Raw genomic sequence first — 25,506 nt, 5'->3', positions numbered from 1 at the left:
CAGATTCAATAAAAAAATAGCAAACTTCCTTGTACTTGTTGGCGGTCGGTTCTTTGTGCTTGGGCATAATGATAAGCCAAACGCACACGCCAAATTTGGCCTTGCCCACGGCGATAGTCAAAGGCCAAGCTGCTGTGTAATCCACTAACAGCCTGATTCATCACCTCAAAATCAGGGCGATATAAGTTATTACTCAACTCATTGGTCTGCCCACCCAACCACTGCCCCATCAGGGGCTGCTGATGCCAAAGCCCTAGCTCCCACCAGAGCAAATGTTGTTTGAGTACCTGCTGCTGCCCCATATAGCCCAACTCCTGATACCAAAGTTGGAGGGTCTGTTGGCTTTGCAGGCTCAAGTCTTGGGCAAAGTGCTCCGTCCAATGGCTGCGGTAGGCCAGTTGCCAAGGGTTGCTCCGCCGATGGGTTTGCCAGCTGATTTGTGCGCCGTAGCGGGCTTGTTCAGATATAAAACTTACCGCTCTGAACACCGGGTCTTCGCCTTCGTTCAGCACTTGGTGTGTATGCACTTGCAGCGTCCAGAGCTGTGTTTTCTGGAGTTGATAGGCCGCTTGCACTTGCCATTGCTGCCTGTACCACAGTCCACCCGGGTTGGGCGCACTGATGCCCTCTTGCGCCTCCACGGCTCCAGCCACCCAAGAGCCTGCCAGTTGCCAGTGTTGCTTATTTTTTTGGTGAATGAGGTGGACACGCGCCACGGTTTGTGTTCCAGCCAAACGTCGGTCGGCCTGTAATGCGGGGGTGCGCTCAAATGCTCCCAAACCTTTGAGTTTAAAGAGCAACACAGGGTTGTTAGAAAAAAAGCCCATTTGGTTCTCTTCTACCTCATCGCGCAGGCCTACTGTCAGCCCGGCACGCCAACTCCCTGTGGCATTTCGCCAAGCCACCGAGGGCAGCAGCTCCAAATGTCGGTAACGATAAAAAGGTCTTGGGTCTGTGTTGCGTGCTCCTTGGCCTATGCCATAGTCCAAGGCTAAGCCCACCCTCCAGCGCTCACCCAAGGGCAAGGCCGCCAGCACCGTTGTGTGGATGCTATGCCTCCGCCAGCGCCCCTCGAAGGGGTCAGACCAAATAAAGGGATTGCCCGAAAACGGGTTGGCTACATTGGCCCACTGCTGCCCTTGGTCTTGCTGCCAAGCATACACAAAGCCGCCCTGCAAGGTCAGCCGCCCTTGTTGGCGTAAGCCCGCTACTTCCAACCCTGCCACCGTGCTTTCTTCAGGGGCTTGTATCCGCCGCCAAGTACCTTGGTCTTGGACATACCGCAGTCCGATGCGGCTGTAGCCGGGTAGTGAGTCATCGGCCAAGAAGGCCGCCTGTGGCAGTAAACTTTGCCCCACCAATACCCGTTCCCAAGGCTCGCGATACCAATAGCTGCTATCGGGCACTTGTGCACCTGCGGATACAGCCCAGAGCCAAAGTCCTACACTTGCCGTCCACACACGCCAAAACAGCGGCCAGCAATGCCAAAAAACAGATAAATACCGATAAGTCATCCTCAAAAATCAGGTTGATGCAATATTTTTTATTGGGGCTTCCCCCTTCGGGGTCGTGCTGCGCCGCTGTACTCCTCGCTTCGCTGCGGGGTACTGCTGGCGCATCACTAAGCCGCGTACGCACGTGTAGAGGAATCGATGCCAAATAAGTACTTGACCATCAAGGATTTGTATCCCTAGTATTCCTCAAATCAAGTGGGTTTTGGTATACCTTGATGAGACTAATCAAATCGGCGTGGTGTCGGTGTACTGAGCAGCTGAAAATCTTGGGTGCTGTTGTTAAAGTCTTGCAACACACGGCGGTCGCCCACGGTAGTAGCTGTTTTGCGGCGCACACTCTCCGAGGTGTATGTTCCTGTTGCAAAGGTAAACCCGGCATCCAGCGCAACAGGAATACGCTTGAAACTACTGCTTTCGGCATTTTGCAAAGCCTCAAAGGCATCAATCACCGCGCTGTTGGGTACTTTGATGCGTGGTTGCAAACTTGGCGAACTCGGGATAGTTACTTGCTCTAGGTTGGCAAAATTGTCCACACGGAAAATAATCACTCCAGGGCCGAAAACAGTCAATAACCAGTCAAATCCTCCCGTAAAGTACACCCTTGTGAGGTTAGGTACCGTAGGCGAGTCGATATCGCGGTTGTCGGGGCGCTCGTTGTAGGTTTCCCAATCGGCATTAGAAAGATCCACAGGGCTGTTGGGGTTGCCGTTGGGGTCTGTGCGGTGGTTGATGCCATCTTGGGCAATGATGATGCTTTTGCCCGGCTCCAGCGGGTGCTCTTGCCCACTGCCCGGAATCTGCCATACGCTATTGACATATACATTATTGGGGTCATTCTGAAAATCAGTCGGCTGTGAGCTAGGGTTAATCTGCCCCGATACTCCCCACACATCTGCAATGTATAGGCCGTCCAAGAAAATGACTTCGTCGCTGTTGTTATAAATCTCTACAAATTGGTCTGAAAAATAATTACCGCCTGAGGGGGTACGTGAGCCGGTATAATACACTTCTTTAATCACTAACCCACCGGAAGGAGCACCTCGCAAAGTAAGGGTAAAACTAGTTTGCCCTAGGTTGACCATTGCATCATTTTGAGCGGCATTGAGCGTAACAGGCTTGTTAAACACCCCTGTAATGCGTTGTGCTTGTGCCGCATCTAAGCTAATTGTGGCGCTGATATTGTACGTACCCGGCAATACTGCTGCAAACACCGCACTGCCACTTCCTGTAGAGGTCGCTTCATACACTGTTCCGTTGGCGGTATTTTCCATCCGCACCGCAATTCCCTCTCCGGCCTGCTCCGAAAACTCACTAGGGTATTGCAACTGTACTGTTACTTGTACGGGCTGTACCTCTTCACGCTGTCGGCAGGCATCTAAGCCAAAGCCCAATAAAAGTACCAAGCTCCCAAAGAGCCCAATAGATAATACTCTGTTTATATTCATGACTATTCAAATTGGTTGTGTATTGATTAAATTTTGATAAATAACTCTGCTCCAAAAAATAGATTGGGTTGATTGCGTACCTGCGGTGTATTGCTCAAATTGCTTACAAACAGCGGCCTCGAAGCCCAAACATTATTGACATAAAAAGAAAAACCCAAGCCCTCTGAAAGCTCCTTGGTCAGGCGTAGGTTGAACAGCCACAGCGGGGGACGGTTTTGCCACTCCAGCTGCACCGGATTGAGGCCACGCCATAGGTTTTGGAGCGCCGCTGAGCGACGCTCCTCCATCGAGAGCTGCTCAAGTCCTCCTTCTAAATTGAGTAACGCCTCTGGGTAAGGAGAGAAATCGCGCAAGCGGTTAGCCTCTATCCAGATGGTTTGTACCAAGGCCGAGACCACAAACTTGAGCGAGGGGATGTGTTGGATAATGCGCAAGGAAGTGTTAAAGCGCTGCGTCTCTTGCCCTTCACCGGCAGGATATATCGGAATCAAAAACTGTGTTTGGCTTGCAAAAATGGCGCGGTTGGCATCTAAGAATGGCGCCTCTTGTTGGGTCGAGGAGCGAATCCAAGCCCCATTAAGGTTGAGGGTCGTACCCCATCGGCGGATGGGCTGGTCGAAAGAAAACTCTATCCCACGGCTAAAAAGGCTCAAGGTATTTTGGGGATTGTCATAAGCAGCCCAAAACAACACCGTTTCGACGGGTTCTTCGGCCAAGATGGGCGGCATTCCCTGAGGGAACTCTATCGCAGCCAAGCGTGCTACCTCAAAGCGCTGCAAGGAGCGAATCGTCTGATAAGCACCGGTGGTGCGCTCCTCGAAGTAGGTGATATGCAGCCTTGAGTCGAGCAAATCAGCGCCAATCTCCCACTTGCGGGCAATATAGGGCGTAATTTGGCGCGTATCAGGAGTGATTTTACGGGTCGTTACGACGGCGAGGCGCTCGGCGGGGTCGAGGGCGTAGTAGTTAAAGTTGACCAAGTCATAAAAAGTAGGGTTGGGATACAATACCGAAAGGGTCGGCATCTTGGCCGTATGCCCATACCCCGCCCGCAGCCATTGGCCGGGTAGCAGCTCCACTCCCATATTGAGGCGCGGGCTAAGCACCTGACGCGCCTCTTGGGAGGCATCATCAAGCCAAAGATAGTCATAGCGCAGCCCGGCCTGCAAAATCCAATCGCGGCCTAGAGCCGTCCAATGGGTTTTGTTTTCGAGGTACGGCGCCAATTGGTACATCGTGGGAATATCTCTAAAACTACGCGGTCGGTCGCCTACGCTGTAGTTTTGTCGGGGTGGGGTGCGGGGGTCAAACTGCCGACCGAGGCCATTGTTGGCATCAAGTCGGGCTTCGGCTCCTGCGATGAGTTGGTGTGTCAGGTTGCCGGTAGTCCAGCGCGTATTGAGTTCCAGCCGCCCATAGAGGTTGAGCGGGCGGCCATCAACCGTAGTTTGGTTGATGTATTCGCTTTGGCCAAAGCCTACGGCCATCGTGGTATCGCGAAGGGCATTGCTTACCGGAAAAATGTCCCGCACAATCAAGTCCTGAAAATAGCCCTTCTGCCTTGCGTAGGTCAGCCCTGCGTCAAGGTTGAGGCTGTTGAGCCACTGCCAACCAGGCTGGTATTGATGGTGCATACTAAAACGGATGCCTCGGTCATTGCTTTGGCGCGAGCGCAACGGGTTTTGCGCGTCGGGGTCTTGCCGCGATTGGTCGAGTCCTTGGTAGAGTCCAAGGCGGAAAGTGCTGCGCAGCGGGCTGTTTTGTTGCCAGTTGTGCGACCAAGTGAGTTGGGTATTGAGACGGCTAAAGGCATTGTTGAAATCGCGAGGGTCATCTTGCGAGCTGACTACGTCCGCATCAATACTCAGTGTACTGTGGGTCGAGGTTTTGAACCCCACGCCTGCACCAGCCTGAACGAGATTGGGATTAATGCGAGTAGTAAGGGTAGGTGCAAACACTCCGGCGCGGGTATTGACTAATACCGCCCCGGCGGTCAGGTCGCCATAGCGAGCAGAAGGCACGCCCCTAATGACCTCTACCGAAATGATTTGGTCGGCAGGGATTTGACGTAAATCTACGCCCCGATTGGCAGTAGACGAAAAAGGCGGCAGGCTGCCCGGAGCGGAGTTGAGGATGGTATTGTCGAGCTGTAGGTTAGCATTGTTGGATTGTGGGATACCATCTAACAAAACTGCCGTGCCTAAAGCATTGGCACGATTGCCCGCCGCCCCAATGGGGGCTTGTCTTAGCAGAATTTGTTGAGGGTTGCTCAAGTCAGGGTTTACGGCCAACTGCCCGGGTACTAACTGCAACACATCGGCCAAGGATACGGGCTGTACGTGGCGAATGGCCTGCTGCTCTATCAAGGAGCTAGACTGTAATTTGGTCTCACGAGCAGTTACGGTTACTTCTTGAAGTGCCAGACTGCTCTCTTGCAGTATAAACACAGCTCCGGTGGCATTGGCTTGTGTTAGAGTAAAATTTTCTTGTAGTGTTAGCCAACCTACACGGCGAAATACCAAGGTATAAGCCCCCGGCTGTAATCGCTCAAACTGAAAATGGCCAGTTTCATCGCTGATGCTCCATTGGTTGGTTTCGACCAGCTGTACCATCACCTCCGACACAGGTTGTTTAGTACCTTGTGCCTGTACCTGTCCTCGAAACTGTACTGTGTTTTGCGCTGCTAAAAGCTGACAAAAAGATAAACTGATAAAAAATAATAGAGGAAGCCCGCCGAGGGCTATCATTCGCCACATAGTTGTATTTGCAATGTTGATGCAAATATAGAAACTGATTTTTTATTTTTGCAACTATATTGCAAAAACTTTTGTCATCACAAGCCCTACAACAACAGAGGCGGCGTTTTGGTATTCCCAAGCTGTACTAAGGATTATATCCCTCTGAGAAGCGTGTGGCCATTCTTGGGGTTTTGTGATTGTGCCCAATGGAGCGTTGAGGAGGGATGAGTAGTTTTAGAGATTACATTGAGTTATCAGGCAATATCCAAATCGCCCACACCACTGGACATTTTTGGAAAAATGGCTCATAGCTCCAGCTCTGAGACAAGCTGAGGTCTCATTTGGGGGTACAATGAGACTTGGCCTATAGGGATTTGAAAAATGTCCAGTGGTGTAAATAGTAGCCAATCCTTGTTGCTTTGTTTATTTTATTTGGAAGGTCGCGTGTAGGGGCAGGTGGTCGCTGAGCGTACGTAGACGTTCGGGGTCGTTGCCAAGCAGCCCACCAATGTGTAGGCTTTCGGGGAGATAGTTTTTGTGCATGGCGGAGTTCATCAGGATGTAGTCAATACGCCAACGAGGTGCGTCGGCAGGGTGTGAAAAAACCTCGGTGTGGTTGGCCAGCGGGTCTATCCAGCGGGGGTGGCGTTTGCTTTGGGGCTGGGTGAGGCTGCGCAGCTCGGGGCTGTCAGGGGTGGCGTTGAGGTCGCCCACCAATAAGAGAGGGATGTTTTTATTTTCTTGTGTCAGACGTTGGAGTTGTTGTTGGAGCATCGCAATCTGTCCTTGCCGGGCGGCCTCATCTTCGGGGTTTCGCCCAGCCTTAAGGTGTACACCTGTGATGACCAAGGCCTGGTCGGGACGTACAAACACCTCCTGCGAAACAATGCGGGAGTTGATGTTGATTTGCGCCTTATCAGGTTGGGGTTTGCCATCGGGCTGGAGCAAAGAGGTGTATAGACTCCGGTAGCCATAGGTAAGGCCAAGGGGATATCGGCTCATCATCACGACATTCATATACCAGTTGAAACTCTCTGCACCGGCAAAAAACTGATACCCCATATCGGGTAATAGGCTGTCGGCCAAGGCTTTGAGGAAGGCAGCGCTTTCAAACTCTTGAAGCACCACCAAATCGGCATCAGCCTCACGCAGGGCTTCGACCAATAGCGCTATCTTGATAGCATACAGGGCGGTGTCGGGGCTGTCTTCACGGCGGTTGTGGATGTAGGGGTTGTCGTGAAGGTCTACAAAGTGCTCTACATTCCAACTAAGGAGGGTGAAGCTGCTTTTTTGAGGATACTGATACCCTTCGGGCACGGCCATACCGCGTGAGGCGAGGGCTTGAGAAAATACCTGTCCAGTGGCTAGAAACAAAAACAGGGGCATAATCCAAAGATGTGTAAGCTGTCGCATTTGTTAAAACAAAGTATTGGTAAGTGTTGAAACATCAAATATATCCCCACCAACGGCCAATGGCAAATTTTGAATGTAAAGGCTTTGTTATGCCTTTTGGAGAAGGGGAAAGCTCTCGCTATTCAGACTGCATACAAATAGTAGAAAAAATGCAGACAAATTTGCACACTTCCCAACCATCCACTACCTTTGTGCCACTGTGGTCTTTTTGACGCAATCTAATAAACGAACTTTTCACTCATGTATTCACTATCACACCCATTACATACTTGCCTCGGGCAAACATTCAATAGAATGTTTGAACGTAGTGTTGTATGGAGCGATGATGCCCAAAAACTAGTGGGCATTGCATTCGTTCGGGCGTGTGTACAGATAAATTTAGGGCAGTCGTAGCCAAATGACCCCTAAACCCTACACAAAAGCCCGATTCGCTCAGAGTTCGGGCTTTTTTCATGGTTTTTTTCTCAGCCTAGATACCACAAGCCCGGCGCGCTCCTAAGCGAACCCACGCCTCCAAAGAGTTGGTATGTGCGCCACAGGCCGCACCGCTACCAACAGCTAAAAGTATCTATATCACCGATGCTGCACCGCTAGGCGGAGGCAGTATCTACGCGGGGTGTACGTGTTGCCCCTGCCCGACACCTGAGAACATAGGAATCATGTTGAACCTATTCCAATCCAAGAAAAAAGAAGTAAAAAAAGTACTTCAAACCCAATTGTTGGTGCTTTATATACACGCCGATTGGTGCGAAAACGGCAAGACGATGCAAACACGTTTTGACCAACTCCGTAACAAATTTGACGGACAAGAGGTGCTCTTTGTCAAACTTGACTATACCAACAACACTACCAAGCACCAGTCTGCCCTCCTCGGCATTGCCCTCGGGCTGCGCGACGTATTGGAGCGCGCCAAAGGCACAGGCTTTATGTTGGTTGTTTCGGCCAAGAGCCTGCAAGTGCTCAATGGGTTCAACCATAAGAAGAACCTCTCTGAGATGATTGCCCTCGTCGAAGCCAACCTCCAAGAGGTGATGGCTAGCTAAATACAACCCGTTAGGTTTTTACCTGACGGGTTTTTTGTGTAATTTTTCATCCGCTGATTGCGTTGATATACACGATGGTTCTTCTAAATTTGACCTCCATTGATAATGTTTCCCTAAACCTTTTTGCGATTGGCCTATGTATTTCAAAACCTGCCTCTCCCCTTTCCTCTTGAGCCTTTGGCTGCTACTGGGAACTTTTGTGGGGGGTTATGCCCAAAGTTCCCCTTCGGTATTGCAGGCCTGCAATACCCACGTACATTATCTTAACCAAAGCGTGCAACAAGGCTTTTTACTGAGTATGCGGCTGTTGGCTTACAATAAAAAAGCCAAGAACTATCTTTTTCTCAACACCTACCAGCGTCGGGGGTACTTACAATATGCGGCTGCCCCTTTGCCCCTGCTCAATCCAGCCCAAACTCCCGATCACCCTGCCCTCAATGCCAAGGCGCAGGAGTTGCACCACCTGATGCGCGAGATAGCCGAAACCGAACAGGCCTTGATTGATTATCTTGGAGCTGATACTTACCTCGAAGATGACCTACAACGCGGCAACCGCCATCTCAGAGAGTTTGCCCAACATCTTGAAGCACTTGAAAGTCGCCAACTTGACTACTACCGCAGCATACAGCAAGTATATGGCAGCCAGTCGTTGCCGCAGCCCGGCGCTTGGGAGCGTGCTGCACAAAATTTGCAAAAAGCCCTAGATGGCGCAGAGCAGGTATTGGGGCAAAGCAAAGCCTACACCCAAAACCCGGCCTTATCGCTCCCGCAAGCCAGAGAATTGGCTGCGACAGTTGCCAGCCTGAAAAACCAACAAACACAAATACTACAAGGTATTCCGGCTGTAGGGGGTGAAAACCCACTCTGCCCACACCACCAATATGCCAGAATGATACTGGCTCTAGAGCGCATGACACAGCTCGTAGAAGGGCTCAAAGAATTTCGCAATACGGCCTACTACCACCCACCTTACAACGAAATTCTGCAAAGCTACAACGAGGCCATCCAGCATTATAACCGCTGGGTCGGGTTGGCTCCGACAGGTACGGTACTGCTCTACCGCAATTACCGCGCTCCGATTTTCCACCCAAAATACCCACAAGAAATCTTGCCCGCCGCCGAGGAGCTCGATTATACCTTGTTGACTTCGATGGAAGGGCTGCCGCCGGTTCACTTGATTTTCTTGGTCAATGTCTCTCAGTCGATGGACTATACCACGCGCCTACCGCTGTTCAAGAAGTCCTTCCGTCATACGGCAGGCATATTGCGTGCCGAAGACCGACTCAGCTTGGTCAAATATGCAGGCAAGCCCAAGGCCGTACTCAAGGCCGTCAGCGCCAAAGAAGCCAAGGCTTTTGACGCTCTCAAGCAGCTTACCCCTAAGGGCCTGCTCAACAATGAGGATGGATGGGAAGCTGCATACCAACTCGCGCAGCGCTCCCACAAAGAGGGCTACCATACGCGTATCATCCTGATTACAGACTCGTTTTTCCAGCTGCCCGAAACTACCCTCAGCCGTTTGCAAGCCGCCGCCGAGCAGGGGATTCCTACTTCGGTGTTTGACTACGGCACGAATATGGATGCCGGAGCACAGCTGTCGGGCATTGCCCAAGCCGGCAAGGGCAACTATGTCAAAATAAATCCTGCTAGCGCCGACTACTATATGCTCCAAGAGGCTAAGATTCCTTTGCGCTAGGTAATTTATACCAAGACTCACAAGATTTGGAGATTTACAGGGTTTGATTTCCTTGATTATCAAGGATTTTCAGTGCGCAGATTTCCCAAACCAATTGTGATTGGGTATATACCCTATGCTTTATCATCTCCCCGCATCCTAAAAGATGTGGGGTTTTGTTTTTGGATTGTTTGTCAGCGCATCTCCAAACAAATCGGTGTTATCACGGTGTTGAATATGTTTTTCAACAAAAAGCTAATTTTTTTAGCAATTTGCTTTTTTTATTAGCAATAAACACTGTTATTTGCTAAAATAAAAAGCAAAACAATGAGAACCTTGCTATTACTCTTGTTGCTCAGCTGTTGGATGAGCGCCAACGTATGGGCACAAAAAACTACTCAAACCTCTCTTATCAAAACCAATACGTGGGCGCTTAGTTTTGAGCAAAAGCTTCAAATAAGCCCTCAAGAACTAACACAATTTGAAGACTTTTTGGCAGAACTACTCTGGGGCGATGCTGTCTTTGGAGGCTTTAGCGCACAGTTGTGTGATGAAGACGAATCTGTAACTTTCACCCCTCGCGACGGAGGCCCTGCTTTTTCTTTATATCTCTCAGAATTGCTGGAAGCAGTGCGTGTTTTGCGCTTATACCAACAACTCAGCCATAGAGACTCGGATTATTGGGTGTTTTTTAACGAATAAAATCTCTTCCTATGTTACCTTCCCCCTCCCCTTATTTCAGTTGGGATATTGAGCAGATTCGCCAACGCTCCCAATCTACGCCCCTCAAGACACAACCACAAAATAAACGCGCCAGTCGCCGTCGTGCGTCACGTGTGGCCGTAACTGTCAAAACCGATAGTTGAGCGCCAGGGTATGCAGCCACATATCAACTTTGTTGATACGGTAGCGGTTGTCATCATACCACTCACCCAAAGCCCCTTTGTATACCAACAAAAGCTGCAAGCTCAGGCCCTGCCAACTGTTGGCAAAGAGGTAGTTTAGTTCCAAATTAGCCCGCCAATAGGTCGGCATTCCGTACTTGTTGAGCCGGATGTTGCGCACATCAGGCATTTGGTAATAGCCTATGCCACCCTCCCAAAACAGCTGCCTATGCTGATGGTGGGCATACAAATTCCACGCACTGACTTGGCCGTAGCCATCAAAGCGCTCTCGACGCATAAACCCATACAGAAATCCTTCCGTTCCCCACTCTCTAGGCATCAAAAACCGCCCCGTATCGCCCACACGCGTATGGTTTAGGCTGATGCGGGTTTGCTGATGTTGCCACTCCACCCGCCCGGCGAATAACCATACGTGGCTACCCGGCTCAATGTAAGCCTGCCGTGGATTGGGATTGCCGCCATCGGCTACAGCATCTTGGCGAATGGTTTGTACGCCTAAGAGCAACTGCTGTGTTTCGTTGAGTGTCAGCGTATGCTCTGCCTGAGCAATGGCAAGGTTGAATACATTTTCGAGATGGTGATTATACACCGAGATGGCCGTCTGCGCACTGGGGCGATAATGCAAGGAGGCTAAAAAATACCCCTTGCTCTCAATATTTTCGGCATAATCTACCCTTGAGCCGTCAAAATTCAGCCCGCCTGATAAGATGCCCAGGCTCTGTCCCATACCATACCATCGTTGGGTTCCTCTTGGCGAAGCCCCATACAACCACCCGCCTTCTGTACGCCAACGCTGCCCAAGGACAATATTGGCCCATAGGCCCTCTACCATCGAGGGGCGCAGGCGGCTGTCTTGCGAATTGACAAAGGGCATCGTGATGATTTGTTTGCCCCAGGTGATGCGTGAGCGTCGGCCTTCGCCCCAAGCGTATTGCAGATTCAACTCTTCGAGCCGCACCAACTGGTTTTTGTTGGTCGGATTGGTGAGGTCATACATAGCGACAATGTAGCGGTCGGCAGCATTGGTTTGTGGATCGCGGCGGCTTAGGTCTGAGGAAAAAATATCATATACCACCGAACCACCAAAAGTTACCTTCAGGTTGCGCCAATAAGGGCTTTCATAGCGGATGGCCAAGGCAATGGCCGTGCCGTAGTTGTCGAGTAGGTCGTCGTCATTGTCGATATAGGAGCTGAAAAGCCGTGCATGCCCTTGTGTACGTCCTTGTTGCCACCAATCGCGAAACACCTTAGGGGCTTGGCGGGTGCTGTCTTCGGTAAAGTAGCTGTCTGCTTGCCCTAATACCGAGAAGCCGAAAAATATCCATACGAGGATTGCAAAAGCAGAAAGAATGAACTTTTCCACGAAAGATAGGTGCGTAGGGGGGGTATGAAGTATGTCTAATATCGCCGATGTGTCGCTAACCCTTGAAGGGTTGTTGATTTGATGAGCTACGCTGCCGTCAGGTACACGTGCGCACACGGCTTAGGGACATCCGAGCACGAGAGTGCAAAGGATGCGGGCGCTAGCCCCAAAAATCGCAGGAACACACAACAACGCAATACACCAAGATTCACAGGATTTCATCTCCTTGATTATCAAGGATTTTCAGTGCGCAGATTTCCCAAACCAATTGTGATTGGGTATAAACAAACGCTTACTTTTTGACCACTGGCAGGCCTTGCGCCGCCCACATGTTGAAGCCTTGACGCATTTCGTAGACTTGGGCAAAAGCTTGGAACTGGCCAAGTGCACGCCCGCTGCGGTTGCCAGTAGCGCAGTAAATCATCACCGGACGGCCAGGGTCGAGTTTGGCCACTTGTGCGGCAAAGTCTGAAGCGAAGTAGTCGATGTTGACAGCACCGGGGAGGTGGCCAGCGGCAAACTCCGCCGGAGTGCGGATGTCGATGAGCTGGGTTTGGGGCAGCGCCTCTAGCTTGGTCGCAAAGGCTTCGACCGAAAGGCGCTGCTCGCTGTTTTGGGCTGTGGAGCAATGGGCTAACCACAGCGGTAGAAAAAGCAACAGCCCCAAACGAAGGAAATTACTACGGCGACTTACTTCCATGACATATAGCCACCTTGGAGGTTGTATACCTTGAGAAAGCCCAATCGTGCCATCTGGCTACAAGCGGCGGCACTGCGAGCACCACTGCGGCAATAGACAAAATAGGTCTTGTCGCGGTCGAGTTCCGCTACTTTTTGGCCAAATTCTCCGCCACTGAAGTCAAGCTTTTTTGCTTTGGGGATAGCTCCGGCGCGAAACTCCGCATCGGTGCGCACATCTAGGATGACTGCATCCTTAGTAGAGGCAATTTGCTCTTTGAATTGGGCTACGGTCAGGTTTTCGTAGCCTTTGTTTTTGTTGAATAGACCAAACATAGTGTGTTTATTTTTAAGTATGAGAACTGGGTGTAGAAGCGCGCGTATTGGAGTCGTAAATCCCCAATCGTAACTCGTCAATCAATTTATTTCAGGTTGAATTTTTCGCGCATCCAACCGTATACCCAGGTGCCGGCAATGGCGCTGAGGAGGGTAACCGCCACCACTACAAAGCCACTGCCAATTTGGGCGAATAGAGGGCCGGGGCAGGCACCGGTCAAGGCCCAGCCAAGACCAAATATCAGGCCGCCGAAAATTTGGCTGGGGCTGAATTGTTTGGGGGTAAATTTGACTTCTTCGCCGTTGACTGTCTTGATTTTGAAGACTTTGATAAGGGTTACCGAAATCAAACCTACTACGACTGCCGTGCCAATCACGCCATACATATGGAAGGAGTGCATTCGGAACATTTCTTGGATGCGAAACCAAGAGATGATTTCGGCTTTGACGAACACGATGCCGAAAATAGTGCCTACAATCAGGTATTTGAGGTTACCCATCAGGCCTTCGCCGCCGCGCTGTTCGTTGGGTGCTTCGCAGGCTTCGGGGTGGATGATGGGGTCGAGAGTATCTTTAGGTGCGTTCATAAGTCAATATTTTTTGTGCGAATGATATGGAGGTTATCTTGGGTTGATACCCTAAAACAACAGGCGCATGAGGATAGGCAGGCCGAGATGTGTCATTGCAAAGCCGCCTGCCATAAAGGCGATGGTAGCCACTAGAGAAGGCCACTGCAAGTTGGACAAGCCCATAATGGTATGGCCGGAGGTACAGCCTCCCGCATAGCGTGTGCCGAAGCCTACCAAGAAGCCCCCTATGATGAAGAAAAGTAGCCCCTTGGCGGAGGCGAGCGCCTCCCAGCTGAAAATGTCGGCGGGCATTAGGCCACTAAAATCTTTGATGCCTAGTGCTTGTAAGGCCTCTTGGGTAGCAGGTGCTACCGTGATGGTATTTGGGTTGCTCAAGACAAAAGTAGCAATGACACCGCCCAGAAATACTCCGGCTACAAAGAAGAGATTCCAAGCTTCACGCTTCCAATCATATTTGAAAAAACCAATGTTGGCAGGCATACAAGCGGCGCAAGCGTGGCGCAGCGATGAAGAGATGCCTAATGATTTGTTTCCGATGAGCAACAACGTGGGAACGGTCAGGCCGATGAGTAGTCCGGCTACAGACCAATGCCACGGTTGGGTGATGAATTCTAACATAAGTGAAAATGATGTTAAGAAAATAGCAACAGATGTTGATGATAATCAGTTTTCATAGCCCCGACAGCGATTTTGGTGCTGTCGGGGTTGGGTTTTATTGTCCTCTCCTTACTTGAGTGTAGAGGGGCAAACATAGGCCGTTTTGTTGATGTCAGTCTCGGCGATGGCCTTGAACCCACCGGCAATGTCGATGATGTTGTCGTATCCGCGAGATTTGAGGATAGAGGCCGCAATCATCGAGCGATACCCTCCGGCACAGTGGATGTAGTTGGTGTCGGTTTTGGAGAAGGTCGCCATATGCTCGCTGATGTAGGCGAGGGGTACGTTGTCGGCCTCTACTACGTGTTCGGCTTGGTACTCACTCTCGCGGCGTACGTCTACCACTTTGAGGCTGCCGGCTTTGTGGCGGCGGGCAAACTCTTCGGCGCTGATAGACTCGATTTGGTCAAGCTCTTTGCCTGCGGCTTTCCACGCTTCGATGCCACCTTTTAGGAAGCCGAGAGTATTGTCGTAGCCTACACGAGAGAGACGCGTAACGACCTCTTCTTCACTGCCAGCCTCGGCCACAATGACAATGGGCTGCTGAATGTCGGTGATGAGTGTACCCACCCAAGGGGCAAAGTCGCCATTGACACCAATATTAATCGCATTGGGAATAAAGGCATCTTTGAAGGTTTGGGGCGCACGGGTATCGAGCACAAGGGCTTGGTGTTCGTTGACGACCATCTCAAACTGCTCGGGAGTAAGGGCAGTAAGGCCACGACCCACGACCTCTTCTACATCGGCGTAGCCGTGTTTGTTGAGGGCTACGTTTTTGGGGAAGTAATATGGCGGTGGTAGAAGCCCGTCGGTTACTTCTTTGATAAACTGCTCCTTGGTTTCGGCCTTGAGGGCATAGTTGGTCTTTTTCTGATTGCCGAGGGTGTCAGAAGTTTCTTTGCTCATATTCTTGCCACAAGCCGAGCCGGCGCCGTGGGCTGGGTATACAATCAACTCATCGGGCAAGCCCATAATCTTGTTGTGGAGAGAGTCATAGAGCATTCCGGCGAGGTCTTCTTGAGTCAGCTCTGCACCTTTTTGGGCGAGGTCAGGGCGGCCTACATCTCCAATAAAGAGCGTATCGCCGGTGAAGATGCTGTGGGGCTTGCCTGTGGGGTCGAGCAAAAGGAAGCAAGAGGACTCCATCGTGTGGCCCGGTGTGTGGAGTACACGGATGGTCAGCTCCCCTACCTTGAACTCTTGGCCGTCTTCGGCAATGATGGCCTCAAACGAAGGCGTGGCGGTAGGCCCATAAACAATGGCGGCTCCGGTGCGCTTGGCAAGGTCTACGTGACCTGAAACGAAGTCGGCGTGGAAGTGTGTCTCAAAAATATATTTGATAGTTGCTCCGTTGCGTTCGGCCTTTTCGAGGTAAGGTGCTACTTCGCGCAGGGGGTCAATGATGATGGCGTCGTTGCCGCTTTGGATATAATAAGCACCTTGTGCTAGGCATCCGGTATAGATTTGTTCGATAATCATAACAATGTGAATTTTAGGGTTAATGGTTTTTGTGGGTTGGTTGGTTAATCTGTGTATTGACTTGGGGAGTGTTGGGGCCGCAGTAATCCAAAAGCCTTACCTCTCCTGTCTGATGTATATAATCTGCTCCGACGAGTGCAAGTTCATTGCGCTGTATTTTTTCGGAGATAATTTCTGAGTTGTTCAAAATATAGCGTATCTGATGTACCACATTGGCATTGACACAAGCGTCCATTCGGAATGCTTCGGGGGCTTGGATGGCTGACTGCTCTTCCTCTTCTTCACTAAGGGCGGTGATGATGCGCTGAATGTGGCCGCGCCCTTTGCGCCCTTCGACATAGGCATTGACCGCGCCGCAGTTGTCGTGACCCATCACCATCACGACCGAAACGCCCAAGTGCTCTACGGCATACTCGATACTGGCCAACTCTAGCTCCCACACGATGTTGCCCGCCGTGCGGATGATGAAAAGGTCGCCGATGCCTGCATCAAACAATACTACCAGAGAGACCCTAGAGTCGGAGCAGGTAACAATGGCCGCAAAGGGCTTTTGCTCTTTGGCGGTTTCGAGCCTGCGGTGAGAGCTTTGGTGTGGATGGATGGAGCGGTCGTTGCGAAAGCGCCAATTCCCTGCCATCAGTTTGCCTACCCCTTGGGTAGTGTCCGCAAAAGCCACTGTGGTAGTCAGCAAGGCTGACTGTTCGCTTTTGGCTGTGTTTTGAGGGTTAGTACACGCTTGTAAGAAGACTCCCCAGAACAACCACAAATATGGATGCAAAGAAATGATATTGTTCACGCGGTAGGAGCTATTTTTATTGTTCTATGTTTTGTGCTGTTGTAGCCTTGGCATCAGCCTTTTTGCCGGCGGGGAAACCCCAAGTAGCACCCAACAGTGCGCCATAGGCCGTGCTTATCCAAGGATTGGCAGTGATGGGGCAGCTGCCCGAAGTACAGCCGATGTAGTACCAATAGAGCCATCCGAAGAGTGCGCCTATGCCCGAGGCCAAGAGCAATTTGGCATAAGCTGGGAGTGTGTGGTATCGTTTCATAGTATGTGTGTGCTATCGGTTATTTGAGCCAAAGTTCTTTGACAATGATATAAGCCCCCATCACGAGTACAAACCATCCAAAGCCTTTTTTGAGGCTTTCGCCATCCACTCGCTCCGAGAGGCGGTTGCCTACGAAGATACCAATGATGGCCATTAGGGAGAATATCATCAAGAAAGTCCAATTGATGGGCATCGTCTGAATGTCGCCCGTAAAGCCTATCAGTGATTTGATGGCAATAATCATCAAGGACGTACCCACGGCGGTTTTCATAGGCAGCTTGCTCAGTACTACCAAGGCCGGAATGATGAGGAAGCCCCCGCCTGCGCCCACAAAGCCCGTGATAGCGCCCACTACTAGGCCTTCTACCAAGATGAGCGGGTAATTGAACTTGCGGGGCTGACTGTCGGCCTCTACGCCTTCCTTTTTATCTTTTTTAAGCATCGAAAGGGCTGCCAAAACCATCAAGACCGCAAAGACCATCATAATCAGGAGCGACTTACTGACAGCATAGCTACCAAGATGAAACACCGTTTCGGGGATGGCCGGCATCACATACTTGCGCACCGTATAGACCGAAATAATAGACGGAATGCCAAACACCAAAACACTGCGCATACATACCAAGCCTTGCCGCATTTTCTGTGCTCCGCCTATCAGGCTGCTCAGCCCTACCACAAATAGGGAATAAGCAGTGGCAGTCATTGGGGTTACGCCCGAAATGTACACCAAGATTGGGACGGTGAGGATAGAGCCGCCTCCGCCAATGAGGCCAAGCGAGATGCCTATCAAAACGGATGCTATGTAACCAATGTATTCCATCATCGAATGTGTGCTTTGTTGATTGTGAGAGTTCTTAGTGAGTGTTTGTTGATACAAAGTTCGGCAATGCCCCGCACAATGTCTGTAACTGTTATCACAGTGCTGATTTTCCTGTACTTTGCCGCCGACACCTTTGTCAGCTTGTTGATACAAAGTTCGGCAATGCCCCGCACAATGTCTGTAACTGTTATCACCATTAGCAAAAAACAGTAACTCTCATCGATTTTGGTCAAAATTGGAAACTAAGCCACCATACCTCGACAGCATATGGCTATGGTTATTTGCAAATATTTTTCAGACGCTGATGTTGATGTTTTATTCCAAAATACCTACCTTTACCCCGCTTCAATAGCCCACCCAAGCACTTGTTTTTTCCCAAGATGCACACCTCTATAACCATATTTGCTTTTCCTTTGAGCAACTGCCCTTTGGCAGCGTGGTGGCTTTGGCGCGTTTAGCGCCGTATTGATGATTGGGCTTGCTATGTGCTGCCATCCCCTCCATTTCTCCATTTTCTGGATATTCCCCCTGTCTTACAAACAATCTCCTTGTGCAAGCACTTAGCTTGTTACTGGTGCGAGTGTGTTGTCCAGATTGTGATACAAAACTCCTCTCCATACCCCTACCGTTCCTATTTTCTACCTCTTTCCTACAGACACATGAACTACCAAGCAGATACCCGTGGCTATTATGGCCAATTTGGCGGAGCCTATATCCCCGAAATGCTCTACCCCAATGTAGAAGAGCTACGCCAAAGCTACCTCACTATCATCGAGACCCCTGATTTTCAGCAGGAGTTTGACCAACTGCTGCGCGATTATGTCGGGCGGCCTACCCCGCTCTACTTCGCCCAGCGGCTGTCCGAAATGTACCAAACACGCATCTATCTCAAGCGCGAAGACCTCAACCATACCGGGGCACACAAAATCAACAATACCCTCGGCCAGATACTCTTGGCCAAGCGCCTAGGCAAACAAAAAATTATTGCCGAAACTGGTGCCGGCCAACACGGCGTGGCCACGGCCACGGTTTGTGCTCTGATGGGGATGGAGTGTTTGGTGTATATGGGAGAAGTAGATATTGAGCGCCAAAAGCCTAATGTAGCCCGAATGAAAATGTTGGGTGCAGAGGTCATCCCGGCGACTTCGGGCAGCCGCACCCTCAAAGATGCTACCAATGAAGCAATGCGACACTGGATAAACCATCCCACCGACACACACTACATCATTGGCTCGGTAGTAGGGCCACACCCTTACCCCGATATGGTGGCTCGGTTTCAGTCCGTCATCAGTGCCGAAACAAAAATCCAACTACAAAACCAAGAGGGTCGTGAGTACCCCGACTATATGCTGGCCTGTGTGGGCGGGGGGAGCAATGCCGCCGGAGCTTTTTATCACTATCTACACGATGAGCGTGTACGCCTAGTAGCTGCCGAAGCAGCAGGCTTGGGCATAAGTTCGGGCAAATCTGCCGCCACTACTGTCCTAGGCAAGCCCGGAGTATTACACGGCAGCAAGACTATCCTGATGCAAACTCCTGACGGCCAAGTAGTAGAGCCTCACTCTATCTCTGCCGGGCTCGACTACCCCGGCATCGGCCCAATGCACGCCCACTTGTTCGATAGCAAACGTGGCGACTTTTACGCCATCACCGACGACGAGGCCATGCGCGCAGGACTACTCTTGAGCCGCACCGAAGGCATCATCCCGGCTATCGAAACTGCCCACGCCCTTGCTGTATTGCCCAAGCTCAAGGCAGCGCCGGAGCAGGTGGTGGTCATCAACCTCTCTGGTCGCGGCGACAAAGACCTCGATACCTACATCAAGTACAATTACTAAAAAGTAGTGTGCTACTCTTAATACTAATCAAAACTTCGTTTGCAAAGTATTTATTCTACTCAAATATGTCTCACCCCACAAGCACCCACCGCATCGCGCAAGCATTTGGCCAACAAAACCAAGGTCTGCTCACTGTTTACTATACCGCAGGCTTCCCTAACCTCGACGATACGTTGCCCATTTTGGTACACCTCCAAGGGGCAGGAGTAGATATGGTCGAAATAGGGATGCCCTTTTCTGACCCTATTGCCGATGGCGAAACCATCCAACAGAGTAACCTCCGAGCACTGCAAAATGGAATGAGCCTTGAGTTGCTCTTCAAACAACTGACTGATATGCGCCGCCATATCCATATCCCTGTGTTGTTGATGGGGTATATCAATCCTGTATTGCAGTTTGGTATCGAGCGCTTCTGTCAAGAGGCGGCTAGGGTAGGCATTGATGGACTGATCTTGCCCGACCTGCCCCTGTACGAATATGAGCAAGAATACCAAGCGCTCTTTACCAAGTATGGTATCTCAAATGTCTTTTTGGTAACGCCACAAACGTCTGAGGAGCGGCTCCATAACATCGACCGCCTGACGACAGGCTTCATCTATGCGGTATCAAGTGCCAGCACAACAGGCAAAACTACCGGCATCAGCCCCGAACAAGAGCGCTATTTTGAGCGCTTGCGCCAAGCCAAACTTCAGAAACCTTGGCAAATTGGTTTTGGTATCTCTGACGCACAGAGCTTTGCCACTGCCTGTCGCTATGCTGATGGGGCTATTATTGGCAGTGCTTTTATCAAAGCTCTTGCAACGGAAGACCTTGGTCTTGCCGAACGTATCCGCCGGTTTGTGTCTCATATTAGGGGCAAATAACCTAGAGACCGCGTCTGGGCATTTTTGTTTTTTGTCGCTGTTGTACACATCCCATCCTCAGGCTCTAGACACACATTTAGCCGCAAAGAACGCAAGGGAAGGATAAAAAGTGGTGGCTTTGTGGACTGTCCCGAAGTCCTTATGCAGTAAACACCTGTCAAGGCTGAATTAGGAAATGTCCATTGATGTAACAATAAACACTGATAAGCCCTTACGAAAGAACACTCATTTCTAAAAAACACTATCTTTGAGCCTGACTCCTCCCCAGAGTCAGGCTTCTGATATTGCATCCAATGATTGATTTTCGACACTATCTCCATTTATGGGTTTGTTTGTTGGCAGGCTACCTAAGCTTGGCCAGTGTAGCAGCTGGTTACGCCCAAGGGCATCGCTCTGGAAGCCCTTATTTGCGCCAGCTGTATCAGCAGAAATATGAGCGTTGGCTTCGTGGACATCCCGATGTAGACAACCATATCGCCATTACCGACCAAGGGGTGAGCCTCTATGCCTCTGCTGTAGATAAAAAGGAAGAGCGCGCCGAGTATACTGTACGTTGGGATGAGTTGGTAGTGTTTCAGACCCTCATCAAACAAAACCCGCTGCAAGCCTATGAGTTGTTCGAGCGGCGCAAATCTGTCGAAACCGTTTTGCAAACCCTCAAAAAGGCTCCCTTGCCTCGTTGGCAGGACGATAGCGACCAGCCTTTGGCTGGCTTTCGCATTGCGCTTGACCCCGGCCACGTCGCCCACGATATGGCCACGGCGATGATGGAGGGGAAGTTCATTCAGATGTTTATCAAGGATGTGGGACAAATCGCCTTTTATGAAGCCGAGCTGACCTTGGCCACGGCGCGTATTGTACAAGAAAAACTGGAACGCCTAGGTGCTACCGTCATGCTCACCCGCGAATATCCTTCCGAAACTGCATTTGGTATTACCTTCGAACAATGGTATGAGCAATATCTCAAACGCGCTGAAAAAGAGGGAGTCAATATTGCCAAACTCAACAAACAACGTGTGTTCTATAAAGAGTTTTTGACCGAAGAGATGCGGCAACGAGCCTTTAACATCAATGCCTTCCAGCCACATATGACCCTGATGATTCATTACAATGTTGAGGGTAGCAACAAACCTTGGAACAAACCCACACAATCCAATGCGAATATGGCTTTTATTGGGGGGGCGTTTTTGAAAGGAGAGCTAGAAAAAGAACGCGACCGATTCCACCTCCTGCGAATGTTGCTCAGTGAGGACTTAGAGCGCTCAATTGATTTTTCGAGACAAGTAATGTATTTCTTGGGTACTAAACTCAATGTACTCCCGCTACAAATTCGCTTCAAAAACACCTTGGGTACAGGTGTACCGGGGCTCTATGCACGCAACCTCAGCCTGACTCGCTTGGTGTATGGCCCGCTCTGCTATGGTGAAAGCCTCTACCAAGACAACTACGAGGAGGCCATCGCACTCAATCAAAAAGATGTACGTATTGCCGGAGTACAGACTTCCAAACGTGTAGTCCAAGTAGCAGAGGCCTATTTTGAGGCGATTGTGCAGTATGCCAAAACAATGGAATAGCCCCAAAACCAAAATTGGGAAATATGTGTACTGAAGAATCAAGTATCCCTTAAAGCAAGTTTTAATCTATTTATTTGCTGAAAAAACAAGCATCACCAGCTTCCACTGTGTTTATTTCAGATGCAGCACAGGCTTTTGTAGTGTCCCTCCGAGGCTCCAGCGCAAGGTCGCAGGCTGGCCATAGCGTAATGGCTGGCCGCTATAGTTGGCCAAGGCCAATGTGCCTAGCCGCCCCAAAATAGTCGTTTCGAGTTGGAGGCTCAATAAGCCAGAAACCTGTTGTTGGTTACTGATATGCCCCTGTCCCTGAAGGTCAAAAAAATCGGGTTGTTGTGCTAGTACACCAACTAACCAACCAGCGTCTTGTTGCGCGGCTTCGAGTTTGATTTTAGGGATAATGATTGCCTCTTCATCTCCCGAAGGCCAATATTTCAAAAACAGTTGTAGTTGCTGTGGCAAGGGATATCGTAGTTGTTCCAGCACCAAATTTACCTGCGTGGCCTCTGAGGGTAGCAGCCCCAGAATGGTAAGTCTAGGCCGTGCGGCATAACCCTGCCATAGCATTTGGGCTGCGTCTAAGTTCATTTTTTGAGGCCATAGTTGAATCCTGAGCCCTTCTACCAACCAAGCCTCCCCTTCCCATTGACCTTTGGCCTGAGGGAGTGTGATGTTCAGCGCCTGCTCGGGCCGGCCAAAAGTCTTGAGTGCTCCTTGGCCGCTCCCTTGCCAAGCCAACAACCCTTCGGAGGCCGTAGCCCCAAAATATGGCAAAAGTGCCGTCAAGGCGAGGCTACCATTGGTTTGGTAGCTTAGTTGTGGGTTTTGCCAATTATGCCACTGAGCCTCTAATAAAAAACTATTTTCTCCCAGTTTGCCCGAAAACCCTGCCAAATCTATTTGTAAGGCACTGCCATCAGGCTCAGGATTGTCTATCGTCAGCCTGCCCGAAAGTTGTTGCCAGGCAACCGCCTTAGGTTGTTGCCATTGCAACTGCTGCCATCGGCCTTGGAGTTGAACTTGGGGCAATATGCTGTCACTCCATATACCGGCCACCTTTGCCTGAAGCTGGAGGCTGTCGCCAGAGAGTCCCTGCCAATCAGGCCATATTTTGGCTAACGAGTTGGCTGTTAGGTCAAGGACAAGCTGGGTATCTTCTAGCAAAATAGCTGTAGCCTGCTGGCTATATTGACCCGAAGCCTCTACCCTGCCACCCTCCCAGCGTAACCCTAAGGTGTCGAGGTGAAGCTGCCAAGCTTCTGGGCTTTGGCTTTGGCCTTGTATTTCGGCTTGGAGGTGTATTGGAAGCCCCGCTTGAGGATGCTGCAAATGTCCTTGGCGCACATACGCCTTCCAGTGCCAATTTTGTTGAGTCTGGGCAGGGATGCCGGCCCAAATGCCTTTGGCCTCCAACATAAACCCGGCTACTCCTGCTGTTTTCCATTGGTCAATGTCTTGACTGACCCAAAGGCCGAGCCAGTGTGCCAATGGGCGTTCTTGGGTAGTCGCTTGTAGTGTGTATGCCCACGCTTGATTGGCCTGCTGGGTCAGTTGCCACTGGCTTTGCAGTTGCCATTGGCGTAAGGCCAAAAGTAGTTCTCCATTGATGCGGTGTTGGGGTACATCCACATATACTTTGCCTTGTAGCTGTGTGTTGGCCAGCTGTGGCCAGTGTTGTGGCACAGGAGAGATTTGATGTAGCGCCACCGCCATCTCCAGCTGCCATTGCCGATGTTGCCTGCCACGTCGTTGCCCGGTGATGCTCAGCTGTATGTGCTGGTTTTGAGGCAGGTATAGGTCTAGCATTTGTATATGCCACCGACGCAAGGGTAGCCACCAATCAGCGGCTTGGTCTAGGGCTATGCTGTCGGCCTCGGTCTTGTCTTCGGGGTGGCGTGGAAACTTTTCGATGCCCTCCCAATTGAGTTGGCCTTGCGCATTTTGGCGTAGCCAAATTTGCGGATTCTGTATAGCCACTGCCTGTAGCTCTGGGGTTTTACCAAACAAAGACCACAACCGCACACTCAACGACAAGCGCTCCACACGACAAAGGGTATCTTGGACAAATGCGCTATCTTGGCGCAATAGTCCTGCATCGTAGATATAGACTGTGGGATGTGGAAACTGCGCCAACAACGATACACGAAACCTTGCAGTGTCGTGGAAAAAGCTGGGATGCAACTGTGTCGCCAACCCCTTTTCCAAGCCTTGGCGCAGCTTAGCCCGAAAAAGCCAGGGCAACAAAATCAGTAAGCTGATAATCAGCACTAAAACCAGCGAAAATCGCAACCCAAGGCGTTGGATACGGCTCATTGTTTGAGGAGGTTGGTCTTGTCTTTTGTGTTATATCCAATCAAAATTGGTTTGGGAAATATATGCACTGAAAATCCTTGATCATCTAGTGAATCCTCAAACCAAATAAATCTTGGCCTAAGAGCTTGTCTAAATTTTCGGCGCGGCACTCAAAACAGCTGATTTTTGCGCTGATACTAGGCAAAAAACGTAGGCGTGGTATTTAGCCCACGATTAAAACCGTGGGAAGGCTACGACGAGCATTTTTAACGAAGTAGCAGCCAAAAAGCGGCGTTTTGGTGTCGATGAAGAGAATTTTAGACAAACTCTAAAACCCTTGTTGTAAGCGGCCATAAATACCCAAGGGCAGGCGCTTGCCAAAGCTATCGGCAAGGTACAGCTCACCTATATCGAGAGGCTCGGCCTGTTTGGGGAAAGCACTTCGGAGGAGATTCTCCAAAATTAGGGTAGAAAAACCTAAAGAGTAGAGGTTGATGAGCAACAGGTGATGGTCAGGGTCGAGGAGCGCTGCACAAGCCTTGAGCATCTCATTAATTTGCTCTTCGAGCACCCATTTTTCTCCATTAGCTCCACGCCCATAGGCCGGCGGGTCGAGCAACACTGCGTGATAGCGATTCCCGCGCTTCACTTCTCGTTGTACAAACTTGAAAGCGTCCTCGGGCATCCAGCGAATGTCTTGTAGTTGACTACGCTCCATATTTTCACGCGCCCAGCTCAATACCGGCTTTACCGAATCGACGTGTACCACTTGCGCTCCGGCGGCGGCGGCGGCCAAAGAAGCCCCACCGGTATAGGCAAACAAGTTGAGTACCCGTGGTTGCTCCACAGGCATTTGGCGGAGCTGTGTATAGAGGTAGTCCCAATTGGCGGCTTGCTCTGGGAAAATCCCAACGTGTTTGAAAGACGAAAGGGCTATTTTGAACTGCAAGTGCATCTGTTGGTAGCGATAGCTCATCCACCAACGCTCCGGCGTTTGGGGACGGTTGAGCTCCCAGCGACCTTTTTCTGTACTTCCTTTTTCTTTGCGGAAAATAGCATGTGCCTGCTGCTGCCATTCTTTGTCAGAAAGCGATTTATCCCATGCCGCCTGCGGCTCTGGGCGGGCTACAATATATGCCCCGAAGCGCTCAAGCTTTTCAAAAGCACCGGAGTCAATCAGTTCGTATTCTTCCCAATGTTGGGGCGTTTGGAGGTGAATGTGTGTCTGCAAAATAAG

23 protein-coding genes are annotated in these 25,506 nt (G+C 50.6%); 8 read left to right on the top strand and 15 right to left on the bottom strand.

The features are described 5' to 3' along the window. Nucleotides 1-5 precede the first annotated feature (5 nt). The 4 genes from G499_RS0102990 to G499_RS0102975 all read right to left on the bottom strand — a co-directional run bounded on the left by G499_RS0102990 (nt 6) and on the right by G499_RS0102975 (nt 7,110). Nucleotides 6-1,460, bottom strand: a complete 1,455-nt coding sequence (locus tag G499_RS0102990) for a DUF6850 family outer membrane beta-barrel protein (RefSeq protein ID WP_211231577.1) — start codon at nt 1,458-1,460, stop codon at nt 6-8. Nucleotides 1,461-1,735: 275 nt separating this feature from the next. Then, a complete protein-coding gene (locus G499_RS0102985; RefSeq protein WP_035726290.1) occupies nt 1,736-2,959 on the bottom strand; it encodes a DUF4876 domain-containing protein in 1,224 nt (407 codons plus the stop codon). A gap of 26 nt (nt 2,960-2,985) precedes the next feature. Further along, nucleotides 2,986-5,715 carry a TonB-dependent receptor gene (locus tag G499_RS0102980; RefSeq protein WP_026998716.1) on the bottom strand — a complete coding sequence of 910 codons (2,730 nt, stop codon included), beginning with the start codon at nt 5,713-5,715 and terminating at the stop codon, nt 2,986-2,988. A gap of 405 nt (nt 5,716-6,120) precedes the next feature. Further along, nucleotides 6,121-7,110, bottom strand: a complete 990-nt coding sequence (locus G499_RS0102975; RefSeq protein WP_026998715.1) for an endonuclease/exonuclease/phosphatase family protein — start codon at nt 7,108-7,110, stop codon at nt 6,121-6,123. A 659-nt stretch (nt 7,111-7,769) separates the two neighbouring features. Between G499_RS0102975 and G499_RS0102970 the strand changes: the two genes are divergently transcribed. The 4 genes from G499_RS0102970 to G499_RS21665 all read left to right on the top strand — a co-directional run bounded on the left by G499_RS0102970 (nt 7,770) and on the right by G499_RS21665 (nt 10,694). Further along, nucleotides 7,770-8,153: a thioredoxin domain-containing protein gene (locus tag G499_RS0102970; RefSeq protein ID WP_026998714.1), complete on the top strand. Its 384-nt coding sequence runs from the start codon at nt 7,770-7,772 to the stop codon at nt 8,151-8,153. Between the two features lie 136 nt (nt 8,154-8,289). Beyond that, entirely contained in the window at nt 8,290-9,849 is a 1,560-nt protein-coding gene (locus tag G499_RS0102965) for a VWA domain-containing protein (protein ID WP_026998713.1), read from the top strand. A 306-nt stretch (nt 9,850-10,155) separates the two neighbouring features. Further along, entirely contained in the window at nt 10,156-10,530 is a 375-nt protein-coding gene (locus G499_RS0102955; RefSeq protein WP_026998712.1) for a hypothetical protein, read from the top strand. An 11-nt stretch (nt 10,531-10,541) separates the two neighbouring features. Beyond that, nucleotides 10,542-10,694: a hypothetical protein gene (locus G499_RS21665; RefSeq protein ID WP_154658290.1), complete on the top strand. Its 153-nt coding sequence runs from the start codon at nt 10,542-10,544 to the stop codon at nt 10,692-10,694. Here G499_RS21665 and G499_RS0102950 read toward each other — a convergent pair. The 9 genes from G499_RS0102950 to G499_RS0102910 all read right to left on the bottom strand — a co-directional run bounded on the left by G499_RS0102950 (nt 10,678) and on the right by G499_RS0102910 (nt 17,708). Then, on the bottom strand, nt 10,678-12,096 hold the full coding sequence (locus tag G499_RS0102950) for an OprD family outer membrane porin (RefSeq protein ID WP_026998711.1): 1,419 nt from the start codon (nt 12,094-12,096) through the stop codon (nt 10,678-10,680). The two genes, G499_RS21665 and G499_RS0102950, sit on opposite strands and share 17 nt — an antisense overlap. Before the next feature lie 292 nt (nt 12,097-12,388). Further along, nucleotides 12,389-12,796 (bottom strand): rhodanese-like domain-containing protein, encoded by a 408-nt coding sequence (locus G499_RS0102945; protein WP_035726287.1) that lies wholly within the window; start codon nt 12,794-12,796, stop codon nt 12,389-12,391. Continuing rightward, nucleotides 12,787-13,110 carry a rhodanese-like domain-containing protein gene (locus G499_RS0102940; RefSeq protein ID WP_026998709.1) on the bottom strand — a complete coding sequence of 108 codons (324 nt, stop codon included), beginning with the start codon at nt 13,108-13,110 and terminating at the stop codon, nt 12,787-12,789. Before G499_RS0102940 ends, G499_RS0102945 begins: the two co-directional genes overlap by 10 nt. A gap of 86 nt (nt 13,111-13,196) precedes the next feature. Beyond that, nucleotides 13,197-13,697: a DUF6691 family protein gene (locus G499_RS0102935; RefSeq protein ID WP_026998708.1), complete on the bottom strand. Its 501-nt coding sequence runs from the start codon at nt 13,695-13,697 to the stop codon at nt 13,197-13,199. Nucleotides 13,698-13,748: 51 nt separating this feature from the next. Continuing rightward, nucleotides 13,749-14,318: a YeeE/YedE family protein gene (locus G499_RS0102930; RefSeq protein WP_026998707.1), complete on the bottom strand. Its 570-nt coding sequence runs from the start codon at nt 14,316-14,318 to the stop codon at nt 13,749-13,751. Between the two features lie 108 nt (nt 14,319-14,426). Next, nucleotides 14,427-15,836: an MBL fold metallo-hydrolase gene (locus G499_RS0102925; protein WP_026998706.1), complete on the bottom strand. Its 1,410-nt coding sequence runs from the start codon at nt 15,834-15,836 to the stop codon at nt 14,427-14,429. Between the two features lie 19 nt (nt 15,837-15,855). Then, entirely contained in the window at nt 15,856-16,632 is a 777-nt protein-coding gene (locus G499_RS18480) for a carbonic anhydrase (protein ID WP_051295853.1), read from the bottom strand. A 16-nt stretch (nt 16,633-16,648) separates the two neighbouring features. Next, complete coding sequence (locus tag G499_RS20855) at nt 16,649-16,885, bottom strand: DUF6132 family protein (protein ID WP_051295852.1); 237 nt, start codon at nt 16,883-16,885, stop codon at nt 16,649-16,651. Between the two features lie 19 nt (nt 16,886-16,904). Then, nucleotides 16,905-17,708, bottom strand: a complete 804-nt coding sequence (locus tag G499_RS0102910; protein ID WP_035726286.1) for a sulfite exporter TauE/SafE family protein — start codon at nt 17,706-17,708, stop codon at nt 16,905-16,907. 75 nt (nt 17,709-17,783) lie between these two features. Between G499_RS0102910 and G499_RS22365 the strand changes: the two genes are divergently transcribed. From G499_RS22365 to G499_RS0102890, 4 genes are all read left to right on the top strand, one after another. Then, the gene (locus tag G499_RS22365) at nt 17,784-17,918 is read left to right on the top strand and encodes a hypothetical protein (RefSeq protein WP_281171853.1); all 135 of its coding nucleotides are present in this window, start codon (nt 17,784-17,786) and stop codon (nt 17,916-17,918) included. A gap of 446 nt (nt 17,919-18,364) precedes the next feature. After that, entirely contained in the window at nt 18,365-19,543 is a 1,179-nt protein-coding gene (gene trpB, locus G499_RS0102900) for a tryptophan synthase subunit beta (protein WP_026998703.1), read from the top strand. 65 nt (nt 19,544-19,608) lie between these two features. Next, nucleotides 19,609-20,406, top strand: a complete 798-nt coding sequence (trpA, locus tag G499_RS0102895) for a tryptophan synthase subunit alpha (RefSeq protein WP_026998702.1) — start codon at nt 19,609-19,611, stop codon at nt 20,404-20,406. Between the two features lie 293 nt (nt 20,407-20,699). Further along, the gene (locus G499_RS0102890) at nt 20,700-21,980 is read left to right on the top strand and encodes an N-acetylmuramoyl-L-alanine amidase (RefSeq protein WP_026998701.1); all 1,281 of its coding nucleotides are present in this window, start codon (nt 20,700-20,702) and stop codon (nt 21,978-21,980) included. Between the two features lie 111 nt (nt 21,981-22,091). Here the strand turns inward: G499_RS0102890 and G499_RS0102885 are convergent, their stop codons facing one another. After that, a complete protein-coding gene (locus G499_RS0102885; RefSeq protein ID WP_026998700.1) occupies nt 22,092-24,290 on the bottom strand; it encodes a hypothetical protein in 2,199 nt (732 codons plus the stop codon). Between the two features lie 307 nt (nt 24,291-24,597). Further along, the gene (locus tag G499_RS0102880; protein WP_245576634.1) at nt 24,598-25,500 is read right to left on the bottom strand and encodes a class I SAM-dependent methyltransferase; all 903 of its coding nucleotides are present in this window, start codon (nt 25,498-25,500) and stop codon (nt 24,598-24,600) included. Between the last annotated feature and the right edge of the window lie 6 nt (nt 25,501-25,506).

The sequence above is a fragment of the Eisenibacter elegans DSM 3317 genome (genome assembly GCF_000430505.1).
In the GTDB taxonomy this organism is placed as follows: Bacteria; Bacteroidota; Bacteroidia; order Cytophagales; family Microscillaceae; genus Eisenibacter; species Eisenibacter elegans.
The sequence above is the reverse complement of the archived record's forward strand: the minus strand, read 5'-3'. Positions and strand labels throughout refer to the sequence as shown.